Source organism: Superficieibacter sp. 1612_C1 (assembly GCF_015234305.1).
Lineage (GTDB): Bacteria > Pseudomonadota > Gammaproteobacteria > Enterobacterales > Enterobacteriaceae > Superficieibacter.
On the sequence record NZ_JADGMI010000004.1, the window covers coordinates 349,584 to 362,573 of the forward strand.

General features: G+C 57.2%; 10 protein-coding genes. 5 read left to right on the forward strand and 5 right to left on the reverse strand.

Going from position 1 to position 12,990, the window contains the following annotated elements; translation table 11 throughout:
• Positions 1-164: 164 nt before the first annotated feature.
• On the reverse strand, positions 165-1,703 hold the full coding sequence (aldB, locus tag INT84_RS15715; RefSeq protein WP_194207543.1) for an aldehyde dehydrogenase AldB: 1,539 nt from the start codon (positions 1,701-1,703) through the stop codon (positions 165-167).
• 166 nt (positions 1,704-1,869) lie between these two features.
• Here aldB and INT84_RS15720 point away from each other — a divergent pair, with 166 nt between their 5' ends.
• Positions 1,870-2,757, forward strand: coding sequence for an ROK family protein (locus INT84_RS15720; protein ID WP_194207544.1), 888 nt, complete (start codon positions 1,870-1,872; stop codon positions 2,755-2,757).
• Positions 2,758-2,775: 18 nt separating this feature from the next.
• On the opposite strand, the gene yiaY is transcribed toward INT84_RS15720, so the two are convergent.
• The 4 genes from yiaY to INT84_RS15740 form a co-directional block, all read right to left on the reverse strand.
• On the reverse strand, positions 2,776-3,927 hold the full coding sequence (gene yiaY / locus INT84_RS15725) for an L-threonine dehydrogenase (RefSeq protein WP_370529679.1): 1,152 nt from the start codon (positions 3,925-3,927) through the stop codon (positions 2,776-2,778).
• Positions 3,928-4,268: 341 nt separating this feature from the next.
• Positions 4,269-6,116, reverse strand: a complete 1,848-nt coding sequence (selB, locus tag INT84_RS15730; RefSeq protein WP_194207546.1) for a selenocysteine-specific translation elongation factor — start codon at positions 6,114-6,116, stop codon at positions 4,269-4,271.
• The gene (gene selA / locus INT84_RS15735; RefSeq protein ID WP_194207547.1) at positions 6,113-7,498 is read right to left on the reverse strand and encodes an L-seryl-tRNA(Sec) selenium transferase; all 1,386 of its coding nucleotides are present in this window, start codon (positions 7,496-7,498) and stop codon (positions 6,113-6,115) included. Before selA ends, selB begins: the two co-directional genes overlap by 4 nt.
• Before the next feature lie 89 nt (positions 7,499-7,587).
• Positions 7,588-8,196, reverse strand: coding sequence for a glutathione S-transferase (locus tag INT84_RS15740; protein ID WP_194207548.1), 609 nt, complete (start codon positions 8,194-8,196; stop codon positions 7,588-7,590).
• Positions 8,197-8,722: 526 nt separating this feature from the next.
• On the opposite strand from INT84_RS15740, the gene INT84_RS15745 reads away from it, so the two are divergent.
• The 4 genes from INT84_RS15745 to INT84_RS15760 all read left to right on the forward strand — a co-directional run bounded on the left by INT84_RS15745 (position 8,723) and on the right by INT84_RS15760 (position 12,913).
• Complete coding sequence (locus INT84_RS15745) at positions 8,723-10,633, forward strand: PTS mannitol transporter subunit IICBA (RefSeq protein ID WP_194207549.1); 1,911 nt, start codon at positions 8,723-8,725, stop codon at positions 10,631-10,633.
• A 124-nt stretch (positions 10,634-10,757) separates the two neighbouring features.
• Entirely contained in the window at positions 10,758-11,906 is a 1,149-nt protein-coding gene (gene mtlD / locus INT84_RS15750) for a mannitol-1-phosphate 5-dehydrogenase (protein WP_194207550.1), read from the forward strand.
• Positions 11,903-12,493: a mannitol operon repressor MtlR gene (gene mtlR / locus INT84_RS15755; RefSeq protein ID WP_194207551.1), complete on the forward strand. Its 591-nt coding sequence runs from the start codon at positions 11,903-11,905 to the stop codon at positions 12,491-12,493. Before mtlD ends, mtlR begins: the two co-directional genes overlap by 4 nt.
• Before the next feature lie 57 nt (positions 12,494-12,550).
• Entirely contained in the window at positions 12,551-12,913 is a 363-nt protein-coding gene (locus INT84_RS15760) for a YibL family ribosome-associated protein (RefSeq protein ID WP_194207552.1), read from the forward strand.
• Positions 12,914-12,990: the final 77 nt, after the last annotated feature.

Consider the following 12,990-nt stretch of genomic DNA (forward strand, 5'->3'; position numbering starts at 1 on the left):
CCTCATGCCCGGTGGCGCTACGCTTACCGGGCCTACGGATACAGGGCAACCCGTTACCTCATGCCCGGTGGCGCTGCGCTTACCGGGCCTACGGATACTGATGCGTCCACCTTTTGTAGGCCGGGCAAGCGCAGCGCCGCCCGGCAGGTTTTTCAGGCAACGAATTAAAACAGCCCCAGCGGTTTGTCAGAGTAGCTGACCAGCAGGCATTTGGTCTGCTGGTAATGCTCCAGCATCATCTTATGGGTTTCACGGCCAATCCCGGACTGTTTATAGCCACCGAAGGCCGCATGTGCCGGGTAGGCGTGATAGCAGTTGGTCCACACGCGTCCCGCCTGGATACCGCGTCCCATTTTGTATGCCAGGCTGCCGTTGCGGCTCCAGACACCCGCGCCGAGACCATATTGGGTATCGTTGGCGATCTCCAGCGCGTCTTCCATGGTTTTAAACGTCGTCACCGCCAGCACCGGGCCGAAGATTTCTTCCTGAAAAACGCGCATATTGTTCTGACCAAAAAGAATCGTCGGTTCGAGGTAATAACCGCCCTGCAAATCACCCGTCAGATCCTTGCGCCGCCCGCCGGTCAGGATATCCGCCCCTTCCTGCTTACCAATATCGATATAGTTAAGGATGGTTTCCAGCTGACCCTGCGACACCTGCGCCCCCATCTGCGTGCCGTTGTCGAGCGGGTTACCGCTGCGGATGCTTTCTACGCGGCGGATGGCGCGCTCCATAAAGCGCTCGTAGATTGACTCCTGCACCAGCGCCCGGCTCGGACAGGTACAGACTTCGCCCTGGTTAAAGGCAAAGAGCGCGAATCCTTCCAGCGCCTTATCAAAGTAGGCGTCCTCTTCATCCATGACATCGGCGAAGAAAATATTGGGCGATTTACCGCCCAGCTCCAGCGTTACCGGGATGATGTTCTGCGTGGCGTACTGCATGATCTGCTGGCCGACTTCGGTCGAACCGGTAAAGGCAATCTTCGCAATCCGTTTCGAGGTCGCCAGATATTCACCGATTTCACCGCCTGCACCGTTGACCACGTTAAGTACGCCCGGTGGCAGCAAATCACCAATAATTTCCATCAGCAGGAGCACCGAAAGCGGCGTCAGGCGTGCCGGTTTGAGCACGATGCAGTTACCTGCCGCCAGCGCCGGAGCCATTTTCCAGCAGGCCATCAGCAGTGGGAAGTTCCACGGAATAATTTGCCCGACCACGCCCAGCGGCTCGTGGAAGTGGTAGGCGACGGTCTCACTATCCACTTCGCTGATGCCCCCTTCCTGCGCGCGGATACAGGAAGCGAAGTAGCGAAAATGGTCGATCGCCAGCGGCACGTCGGCGGCGCTGGTTTCGCGGATTGGCTTACCGTTATCCCAGGTCTCCGCCGTCGCCAGCAGTTCCAGATTCTGCTCCATGCGATCGGCGATTTTAAACAGGATCGCCGCGCGATCCTGTACTGAGGTATGCGCCCATTTATCTTTTATCTTGTGTGCGGCATCCAGCGCCAGGTCGATATCTCTCTTACCGGAGGAGGCAACTTCACAGAGCAGCTGTCCGGTCACCGGCGTCAGGTTTTTATAGTACTCGCCGTCCGCCGGGGCGACCCAGTCGCCGCCGATAAAGTTGTCGTAACGCGATTTCAGTTCAAGAGGATAACCGTATTCGCCGGGCTGAATGCGGGAAGAGGCAGGGTTGTTGGTCATGGGCGTCTCCTTGTCACGGATAGTCTTACAAGGGTAGACGCCGCTGATGAATTATTCGCCAGTCGTTCACCGCTTTACGACGCGCTTCACGAATTACTTTCCTTTACGTTTCCCCGGCAGGCTTCAGCCATACTTAGAGAGTGACGGTTTAACTCCTGGAGAAGATATGCAGCGTTATATCGGTTTTGATGTTGGGGGAACCCATATTAAGTATGGCGTGATCGATGAGGACGGCGAGGAGTTAACCAATGAAGAATACGATACGCCGGAAGATGCGCAAACCTTCAAAGAAAAATGGCGCGAGGCAGTAGCCGCCTGTCAGAAGGAGCACGACATTGCCGCCATCGGCATTAGCTTTCCGGGGCATATCAACCCGCATACCGGTCATGCGGCAAAGGCGGGCGCGCTGGACTATCTGGACGATGAAAATCTGCTGGAGATGTTTGGCGAGTTGACCGAGCTGCCGCTGGTGGTAGAGAACGATGCCAACTGCGCCGCGCTGGGCGAGATGTGGCGCGGTGCGGGTCAGCGCTACGATAATTTAGTCTGCATTACGCTGGGCACCGGCATCGGCGGCGGCATTATTGTCGATCGTGAACTGTATCGCGGGTCGCATTTTCATGCCGGCGAGTTCGGCGTGATGCCGGTCGGTAATAACGGCGAATGTATGCATGAAATAGCGTCGGCTAAAGGGCTAATGAAGCTCTGTCGTCAGGCGCTGGCGCTGCCTGCCGAAGAGATGCCGCACGGAAAGGAGATTTTTGAACGCATGGAGAGCGATGTCCATCTGCGTGAAGCGGTCAATGACTGGGGAAATTTCCTTGCACGCGGCGTCTACAGCGTGATCTCCATGTTTGACCCGCAGGTGGTGCTTATCGGCGGAGGGGTCAGCGAGCAGGAGAAACTGTATCCGTTATTAAACCGCCATCTGGAAAAGTTTGAGATGTGGGAGGCGCTACAGGTGCCGATTCATCCGTGCGAGCTGGGTAATCAGGCGGGCAGGCTGGGCGCGGTATGGCTGGCGCAGCGCAAAGCCGCGCCCTGGGGAAAATAGCGGAGCGCAGCAGTACGATTACATCGCGGAGTGATAGATTGCCATGATCTCATCGTGGGTGGCCTGAATCGGGTTGGTCAGGCCGCAGGCGTCTTTCAGGGCGTTAGTCGCCAGCAGCGGAATATCCTCCTCTTTGACGTGCAGATCGCGCAGACCGGTAGGAATATCCACCTGCCGCGCCAGCTTACGGATCGCATCCAGGCACGCCTGCGCGCCCTGCTCATCATTCAGTAAGCGAGTATCGACGCCCATTGCCTGCGCGCAGTCGCGTAAACGCCCCGCCGCCACTTTACTGTTAAACGCCTGGACGTGCGGCAACAGGATCGCGTTACAGACGCCGTGCGGCAGATCGTAAAATCCGCCCAACTGGTGCGCCATCGCATGAACGTAGCCCAGCGAGGCGTTGTTAAACGCCATACCCGCGAGGAACTGCGCATAGGCCATGGCTTCGCGCGCCGTTTCGTTGCGGCCATCCGCGACGGCCACTGCCAGATGTTCGGCGATCATTGCTATCGCTTTCAGCGCGCAGGCGTCGGTGATGGGCGTCGCCGCGATGGAAACATAGGCTTCGATGGCGTGGGTCAGCGCGTCCATCCCGGTGGCGGCGGTCAGGGAGGCGGGCATCCCCATCATTAACGCCGGATCGTTGACCGACAGTAGCGGCGTCACGTGTTTATCGACGATCGCCATTTTGATATGCCGTTCTTCGTCAGTAATGATGCTGAAGCGCGTCATTTCTGAAGCGGTTCCGGCGGTGGTGTTAATGGCAATCAGCGGCAGTTGCGGTTTGGTGGAGCGGTCAATGCCTTCGTAGTCACGGATATCACCGCCGTTAGTCGCTACCAGCGCGATACCTTTGGCGCAGTCGTGCGGCGAGCCGCCGCCGATGGAGATCACACAGTCGCACTGATGCTCACGCAGCACCGCCAGCCCGGCATTGACGCTCTTCACGCCGGGATTAGGGCGGGAACCGTTATAGACCACGCTGGCGATGCCTTTCTGCTGTAAATCGGCCTGAATGCGATCGACGATCCCCTGTTTATTCAGGGTGGTGCCGCAGACGATCAGTGCTTTTTTGAAATTAAAGCTGACCATGGTCTCCAGCGCTTCGGCCAGAGTATTCATACCAAGAATATTTATAGCGGGGATATAAAATGCGGGCATAATAATTTCCTCAAAAAAGTAAAAACTGAAGGAAATATATGCTTATGCGGATGGAGAGAGTGTGATGTCGCGTTAAAAAATAACACCTGGGAATAAATAAAAATATTACGCCCTGCCCGCGATGCCGGATGGCGGCTGCGCCTTATCCGGCCTACGGATCGACGCACGGATAAAATCCCAGGCCCGCGCAAGCGCAGCGCCGCAGGGCAGGTTGCGCACTATCCACAATAAGATGGTGACGTCAGTTTATCCGGCCTGTGCAAAAAAATAAAAAGCCGCACGTGAACAAATACGCCATTAACGCTCCTCCGGTATTATCACCGGAGGATATTTATATACCGATAAACTTATTCCTCGTGAATAAAAAACGCCTTATCACGCAGAATATGATCGTTGCCGCGGCGACGGGTAAAACCGATGCGGTCAAAGTGTTCGAGGATCTGAATCGCCAGCTTGCGACCGACGTTGAGCTTATCGCGAAAATCCGCCGCGCAGGTCGATCCGCGCTGCTCGTCTAACTCGCGGACCATACTGGCGAAGGTCACGATGCGATCGTTACGGTAATAACGATCTCTGACGATCGCCGTAATCATCCCCTGCTGCGCCGCCTGCCGCAGCACCGCGCGCATTACTTGCTCGTCGGTGCCGGTTTCCCGCGCCAGGTCGCGCACCCACCACGGTTCATCGCCGAACAGAACGGCGGCCCGTTGCCAGATCGCCTGCTGCTCGTCGCTAAAGCCCGCTTTGTGATCCGGCAAATGCAGCCAGCCGTGATGGCTGTGGATCACGCCACTGTCACGCATCTGCTCAATCAGCGTCAGCACCAGCGGCTCATCTTCCATCGGCAGCGCAATACGTCGCAGGCGTTCGCGGCCCGGTCCCGGTTCGTCAGGATGCTGCTGGTGATAAATCGTCAGCGCGTCCATCAGCTTACGCTGCCAGCGTGCCGCCAGCGGCGCATCCAGCAGGCAGCCTCCTGCCTGGAGATAATCAGGGCGGTCGATTAACGTCTCAAGCCCTGCCCGGTTAAGCTGTCGCGCCCAGCCGAAGTCCGTCAGCCGGACGGCGTCGCGCTGGAGATGCACGGAGAGAGCCTGCGCATCGCTATCACACGCCGCCAGCGTCGCCAGCCATTGCAGGTACTCCAGCTTGCGCTTGCCGCGCCGGGGCGGGTTTAGCGCAATCACTCTCGCGCCCGCCAGCGTTTCGCGCGCGGAGATATCGCGCAGCACCAGGCGGTCGTTATCCGCCAGCCATAGTGGGGTGTCGAGCACCAGCTCGGCGAGGTTGTTCTCCAGCAGGGAGACGCGCCCGGTAATGTGGCTGGCGGCATGGTGAATGTGCAGCGGCTGCCACTGACTCAGCGCCGCATGGCGTTGCAGCTCGACGATAACCCGTTCTGACGGCGCAGGCGGCGCGTCGGATAACAGCCAGTCGCCACGGGTGATGTCTTCTTTCTGCGCGTCGCCCGCGATGTTCAGGGCAATACGCTGCCCACCGTGCGCATGGTCCGTCGGCTGGTTCTGCGCATGCAGGCTGCGCACGCGCATCGGTTTGTTCACCCCGGTCAGCCAGAGCGAATCGCCAGGGCGCACATCGCCGGAAAGCGCGGTGCCGGTGACCACCAGCCCGGCCCCCTTAACGGTAAACGCGCGGTCAATGGCCAGCCGAAAACGCTGATGTTCCGGATGCGGACGCTCGCTTAATTGCAGAAGATGCTCGCGCAGCGCATCAATGCCCTGCATCTGCGTGGCGGCAGTCACGAATAGCGACGCGCCAGAAAAACCATACGCGTGCAGCGTACTGATGACCTCCTGGCGCACCGCCTCAACGCGCGCCTCATCAACGCGATCCGCTTTGGTCAGCGCCACCGTCAGCGTCGGGCTGCCGGTCAGTTGCAGGATCGCCAGATGCTCGCGGGTCTGCGCCATCACGCCATCGTCGCACGCCACCACAAGCAGCGCATGATCGATACCGCCGACGCCCGCCAGCATATTCGCCAGAAACTTTTCATGGCCGGGAACGTCGATAAAGCCCGGCACGCGGCCGTCCGGCTGCGGCCAGTAGGCATAACCCAGGTCGATGGTCATGCCGCGCTTTTTCTCTTCCGGCAGGCGGTCAGCGTTGATGCCGGTGATCGCCTCCAGCAGTGTCGTTTTGCCGTGGTCAACATGCCCGGCGGTGGCAATAATCATTGCAGTACCATCTCCAGAAAACGGGATTCATCTTCAAGACAACGCAGATCCAGCCACAGGCAACCGTCATAAATACGTCCGATAATTGGCACCGGCAGCGACCGCCAGCGGGCAGCTAACGCTTCCAGACGACCGCCGCGCCCGTCGAACGGCGTAAAGGTCAGCGCGGCGCTGGGCAGACGCTCCACCGGCAGGGAACCGCTGCCAATTTGCGAGGAACACGGCATCACCTGCACGACAAATTCATCGGCATAACGTCCGTTGAGCTGTTCCCGCAGGCGCACACCTTGCTGATGGATCGCCTCCGCTTTACGGTTGAGTAAGCGCAGCGTGGGCAGGTTGTCAGCCAGCGCTTCCGGATGCAGATACAGGCGCAGCGTGGCTTCCAGCGCCGCGAGGGTCATTTTATCCGCGCGCAGCGCGCGCTTCAGCGGATGGCTCTGCAACTGCGCGATCAGCGCTTTTTTACCGACGATAATCCCTGCCTGCGGACCGCCGAGCAGCTTGTCACCAGAGAAACTCACCAGGCTGACGCCCGCGGCAATCAGCGCCTGCGGCATCGGCTCTTTTGGCAAGCCGTACTGGCTGAGATCGACCAGCGAACCGCTGCCCAAATCCGCTACCACCGGAATGCCCTGCTCCTGGCCAATCGCCGCCAGCTCCGCTTCGTCCACCGCTTTGGTGAACCCTTCAATGCTGTAGTTACTGGTGTGGACCTTCATCAACAGGCCGGTATTTTCGTTGATGGCCTGAACATAATCTTTTGCATGCGTGCGGTTGGTGGTGCCCACTTCGTGCAGCACACAGCCCGCCTGACGCATCACGTCCGGAATACGAAACGCGCCGCCAATCTCCACCAGCTCACCGCGTGAAACCACCACCTCTTTACCGTTCGCCGTCGCCGCCAGCATCAGCAGCACCGCCGCCGCGTTGTTGTTCACGATACAGGCATCTTCCGCCCCGGTGATTTGACAAAGGAGATCGGCAATCGCCCGATCGCGATGGCCGCGCCCGGCACCGTCCAGATCGTACTCCAGCGTCACCGGCGAGCGCATCGCCTGCGCCACGGCTTCCACGGCGGATTCTGCCTGAAGCGCCCGGCCCAGGTTGGTATGCAGCACCGTGCCGGTCAGGTTAAAGACCGGACGCAGCGCGCCCTGTTCGCTGCGCTCAAGCTGGCTAAGCACCGCCGTAGGCCAGTCGTTACACCACTCCGGCAAACGCTGCTGTTCACGAATGCGCTCGCGCGCCGTCTCCTGAAGCTGATGCAGGGTCTCCACCACGCGGCTACGGCCCCAGGTTTCCAGTAAGGTTAGAAAAGCGGGATCGCGCAGCAGACGATCGGTGGCGGGAAGCTGGCTGTACAGTGAATGGGTAGTCATGGGCGCGCCTGGCAGTAAGGAGTTATTCCCCTCTCGCCTGGAGAGGGGCCGCTATGCGCAAAGAGTTTACCGCGTCCCGGTATAAAGTGTTATGCCTTTGGTGGCTCGGTGCGGGCAAAGCTCTCCCGCTGGAAGAGCGTTTCCACCAGCTTAACCAGCTGTGGCCGGTCCACGCACCAGCCTGGCGATACCCGACGGAAATTGAGGTAATCAATGGCGCAGGCAATGGCGATGGTCGCCAGATTCACCTCGTCGCTTTTCAGGGTGCCGTCAACGAGGTAAGCCTCCAGCGCATCCAGCGCGCGGCTGATTTTCTCCCGCTGGCGAAGCAACTCCTCGGGAGATTGCTGCGCCACCGGACGCGTCTGCTCGCGCACCGAGACCAGCGCCGCATCCATGATGCCGTCGGCCAGCGCTTCAAGCTGGCAAATGCGCAGCGCCGCTTTTGGCTCTTTCGGGATCAGTGCTGGTGCGATATCCAGTTGCTCAATATATCGGGCAATAATCGGCGAGTCATACCAGTATTCGCCGTCATCCGTCACCAGAGCAGGCACTTTTCCCAGCGGGTTGTACTGTGCCACGCCGTTCGTCTGGTTATAAGGCAGTTCGTTGATAAATTCGAAGGTGATGCCTTTTTCCAGCAGGATCACCGAAATTTTACGTACAAACGGGCTGGTATAGCTGCCGATGAGTTTCATGCCTGCTCCTTTTCGCCAACAAAAAGGTAAGTATGGCGCAGAATAGGATGTTCATCGCGTCGCTTTTTACGATGCGTCATATAAATGACATCGTGATCGGAGATGGTGAGGCGGGACGCAGGGTCGGTAAGAAAATTACAGCGCAACTTTTAACCGCAAACGCAATTTGCGTTTGATCACACTCGGAAAAATCCTGACAAAAATATCTTGTGATCTAACTCACAAATAATTGACAAAGAGGGAGATAAAAAACGTGATTAACATCACATTAACGCCCGGATGGTGGCCTTTTTTAGCACTGTGTTCTTTTTTTACACATGCTATTTGTGATCTGAATCACTACAAACAGCCGTTAACCCCCTGTATTTAGGTGATCTACATCACATAAAAAGGTGCTCTCTGGACAGCTGAGCGTTTAAGTGCCAGATTTCGCATCATCAACAGGGTACGGCTACCTCTGCCGCCATATTAACAAAAAAACACGGGCTTCCAGCCTCGCGACAGTACACATCAGAAGGGGTGTTTTATGTCATCCGATATCAAGATCAGAGTGCAAAGCTTTGGTCGTTTCCTCAGCAACATGGTGATGCCAAATATCGGCGCGTTTATCGCGTGGGGTATTATCACCGCGTTATTTATTCCAACAGGGTGGTTGCCTAACGAAACGCTGGCGAAACTGGTTGGCCCGATGATCACCTATCTGCTGCCGCTGCTCATCGGTTATACCGGTGGACGTCTGGTAGGCGGCGACCGTGGCGGCGTGGTGGGTGCGATTACCACTATGGGCGTTATCGTCGGTGCAGATATGCCGATGTTCCTCGGCGCGATGATTGCCGGTCCGCTGGGCGGCTGGGCGATCAAACGCTTTGATATGTGGGTAGACGGTAAGATCAAGTCCGGTTTTGAAATGCTGGTGAATAACTTCTCCGCTGGCATCATCGGTATGATCCTTGCGATTCTGGCCTTCCTCGGCATCGGCCCTGCGGTTGAAGTCCTGTCCAAAGTTCTGGCGGCAGGCGTTAACTTCATGGTGGTGCATGAAATGCTGCCGCTGGCGTCTATCTTTGTTGAACCGGCGAAAATCCTGTTCCTCAATAACGCCATCAACCACGGTATCTTCTCGCCGCTGGGTATTCAGCAGTCTCACGATCTCGGCAAGTCTATCTTCTTCCTGATCGAAGCTAACCCGGGTCCGGGGATGGGCGTTCTGCTGGCGTACATGTTCTTTGGTCGCGGCAGCGCTAAACAGTCTGCGGGCGGCGCGGCTATCATTCACTTCCTGGGTGGTATCCACGAAATCTACTTCCCGTATGTGCTGATGAATCCGCGTCTGCTGCTTGCCGTTATCCTCGGCGGTATGACTGGCGTGTTCACCCTGACCATGCTGAACGGCGGTCTGGTGTCTCCGGCTTCTCCGGGCTCCATCCTGGCCGTGCTGGCGATGACGCCGAAAGGGGCTTATTTTGCTAACATCGCCGCTATCCTTGCCGCGCTGATTGTCTCCTTCGTAGTCTCCGCTATCCTGCTGAAAACCAGCAAAGTGAAAGAAGAAGACGATATTGAAGCGGCAACCCGTCGCGTACAGGACATGAAAGCCCAGTCTAAAGGCGCAACGCCGCTGGCAACGGGCGATGTGACTAACGACCTGAGCCACGTGCGTAAAATCATCGTGGCCTGCGACGCCGGTATGGGTTCCAGCGCTATGGGCGCGGGCGTACTGCGTAAGAAAGTGCAGGATGCTGGGCTAAGCAATATCTCTGTTACCAACAGCGCGATTAACAGCCTGCCGCCGGATGTTGACCTGGTCATCACCCACCGCGATCTGACCGAGCGCGCGATGCGCCAGGTTCCGCAGGCGCAGCATATTTCGCTGACCAACTTCCTCGACAGTGGCCTGTATACCAGCCTGACCGAGCGTCTGGTGGCGGCACAGCGTCATACGGACAACGAAGTTAAGGTTCGCTCCAGCTTGCAGGACAGCTTTGATCAGCCGGATAGCAACCTGTTCCAACTGGGCGCGGAGAATATCTTCCTCGGTCGCACTGCCGCAACCAAAGAAGAAGCGATTCTGTTTGCCGGTGAGCAACTGGTGAAAGGCGGCTACGTTGAACCTGAATACGTTCAGGCGATGCTGGACCGCGAGAAGCTGACCTCGACCTATCTGGGCGAATCCATCGCCGTACCGCACGGTACGATCGAAGCGAAAGACCGCGTGCTGAAAACCGGTGTGGTATTCTGCCAGTATCCGCAGGGTGTTCGCTTCGGTGAAGACGAAGATGACATCGCCCGTCTGGTGATTGGTATCGCCGCTCGTAATAACGAGCACGTTCAGGTGATTACCAGCCTGACCAATGCGCTGGATGACGAAACGGTCATCGAACGTCTGACGCACACCCAGAGCGTTGACGAAGTGCTGGCGCTGCTGGCAGGCAGATAAGTAACGTTTGGCCGCGCTTCTGTGGAGGCGCGGTTCTGACTCTCTCCCTTTGGGAGAGGGTTAGGGTGAGGTAAGCGCCTCACCCCAGCCCTCTCGGGTAAAAACATTGAGAAAGGTTATTTCTATGAAAGCATTACATTTTGGCGCAGGTAACATCGGTCGTGGCTTTATTGGCAAACTGCTTGCCGACGCGGGGATCGCCCTGACATTCGCTGATGTAAACCAGGTGGTTCTCGACGCCCTGAATGCCCGTCATAGCTATCAGGTTCACGTGGTCGGTGAAAATGAGCAGGTGGATACCGTGTCCGGCGTGAATGCCGTTAGCAGCATTGGTGACGAGGTAGTGGATTTGATCGCCCAGGTCGATCTGGTCACTACCGCCGTGGGTCCGGTGGTGCTTGAGCGTATCGCCCCGGCCATTGCTAAAGGTCTGGTGAAACGTAAAGCACAGGGCGTCTCTGCGCCGCTGAACATTATCGCCTGTGAGAATATGGTGCGCGGCACTACCCAGCTAAAAGGCCACGTCTTTGCCGCGCTGGCGGAAGAAGATAAGGCCTGGGTTGAAGAGCATGTCGGCTTCGTTGACTCCGCCGTTGACCGCATCGTGCCGCCGTCCGCCTCCGCGACCAACGATCCGCTGGAAGTGACCGTCGAAACCTTCAGCGAATGGATTGTTGATAAAACCCAGTTTAAAGGCGACCTGCCGACCATTCCAGGTATGGAACTCACCGACAATCTGATGGCCTTCGTAGAACGTAAACTGTTCACCCTGAATACCGGCCACGCCATCACCGCCTACCTCGGCCAACTCGCCGGGCACCAGACCATTCGCGACGCCATTCTGGATGAAAAAATCCGCACCGTGGTACAGGGCGCGATGGAAGAGAGCGGCGCGGTGCTGATCAAGCGCTACGGCTTCGATGCCGGGAAGCACGCGGCCTATATTCACAAAATTCTTGGCCGTTTCGAGAACCCGTACCTGAAAGATGATGTTGAGCGCGTAGGCCGCCAGCCGCTGCGTAAACTGAGCGCGGGCGATCGTTTGATCAAACCACTGCTGGGTACTTTAGAGTATCATCTGCCGCACGCCAACCTGGTGAAAGGGATTGCCGCTGCGATGCATTACCGCAGCGAACAAGATCCGCAAGCGCAGGAACTGGCCGCACTGATCGATGCAAAAGGTCCGCAGGACGCGCTCGCGCAGCTTTCTGGCCTTGATGCTAACAGCGAAGTCGTTGAGAAAGCCGTGGCTGAATACAGCGCCACCAAATGATCACCGATCTGGCGCAGGTTACTCTGCGCCAACCTTTTAGATTGTCAGATATGCAGGCAATAATGGAAGAAACCCAGGCCTTTGAAAATCGTGTGCTTGAGCGTCTGAATGCTGGCAAAACCGTAAGAAGCTTTTTAATTGCCGCCGTTGAACTCCTCACCGAAGCGGTCAATATTCTGGTTATGCAGGTATTCCGCAAAGACGACTACGCGGTGAAATATGCGGTTGAACCGCTGCTGGACGGTAATGGTCCGCTGGGCGATCTCTCCGTGCGTCTGAAGCTTATCTACGGCCTTGGCGTGATAAGCCGACCTGAGTATGAAGATGCTGAGCTGCTGATGGCACTGCGCGAAGAGCTGAATCACGACGGTAACGAATATACCTTTACCGACGACGAGATCCTCGGACCGTTTGGCGAGCTGCACTGCGTGACCGCCCTCCCCCCGGCTCCCCAGTTTGACGACAGCGATGCGGAACTTCTGGCGATGCAAATCCAGCGTTATCAGCAGGTTGTACGTTCTACGATGGTACTTTCCCTGACCGAGCTGATCTCCCGCATCAGCTTAAAAAAAGCCTTTCAGAAGTAACCTTGCGCGCATTGGTGTATCCTTAGCGCAATCACCCTGATTCAGAGTCAATTTGTTATGAAAGAAGTCGAAAAGAACGAAATTAAACGCCTTAGCGATCGCCTCGATCTCATCCGCCACCAGCAGGCCGATCTGTCGCTGGTTGAGGACGCGGAAAAATACGCCGAGCTGGAAAAAGAGAAAGCGACCCTGGAAACGGAAATCGCCCGCCTGCGTGAAGTTCACGGCCAGAAGCTGAGTGTCGAAGCGCAAAAGCTGAGTAAATTACCGTTCCGCCGCGCCATCACTAAAAAAGAGCAGGCCGATATGGGCAAGCTGAAGAAAAGCGTCCGCGGGCTGATTGTCGTGCATCCCATGACTGCGCTGGGGCGTGAGATGGGGCTGAAAGAAGTGACGGGGTTTGCGAAAAACGAATTCTGATCCTTTGCCTGGTAAGCACAATGCCACTGTATTGTGCTTATCCCTGATAAAAATAATAACGACCTCATCGAAATATC

What these genes read in the sequence shown, in the direction of transcription:
- INT84_RS15745 (WP_194207549.1), top strand. Translation starts at nt 8,723, where the DNA reads ATGTCATCCGATATCAAGATCAGAGTGCAAAGCTTTGGTCGTTTCCTC.
- mtlR (WP_194207551.1), top strand. Translation starts at nt 11,903, where the DNA reads ATGATCACCGATCTGGCGCAGGTTACTCTGCGCCAACCTTTTAGATTG.
- mtlD (WP_194207550.1), top strand. Translation starts at nt 10,758, where the DNA reads ATGAAAGCATTACATTTTGGCGCAGGTAACATCGGTCGTGGCTTTATT.
- INT84_RS15760 (WP_194207552.1), top strand. Translation starts at nt 12,551, where the DNA reads ATGAAAGAAGTCGAAAAGAACGAAATTAAACGCCTTAGCGATCGCCTC.
- INT84_RS15740 (WP_194207548.1), bottom strand. Translation starts at nt 8,196, where the DNA reads ATGAAACTCATCGGCAGCTATACCAGCCCGTTTGTACGTAAAATTTCG.
- aldB (WP_194207543.1), bottom strand. Translation starts at nt 1,703, where the DNA reads ATGACCAACAACCCTGCCTCTTCCCGCATTCAGCCCGGCGAATACGGT.
- selA (WP_194207547.1), bottom strand. Translation starts at nt 7,498, where the DNA reads ATGACTACCCATTCACTGTACAGCCAGCTTCCCGCCACCGATCGTCTG.
- INT84_RS15720 (WP_194207544.1), top strand. Translation starts at nt 1,870, where the DNA reads ATGCAGCGTTATATCGGTTTTGATGTTGGGGGAACCCATATTAAGTAT.
- selB (WP_194207546.1), bottom strand. Translation starts at nt 6,116, where the DNA reads ATGATTATTGCCACCGCCGGGCATGTTGACCACGGCAAAACGACACTG.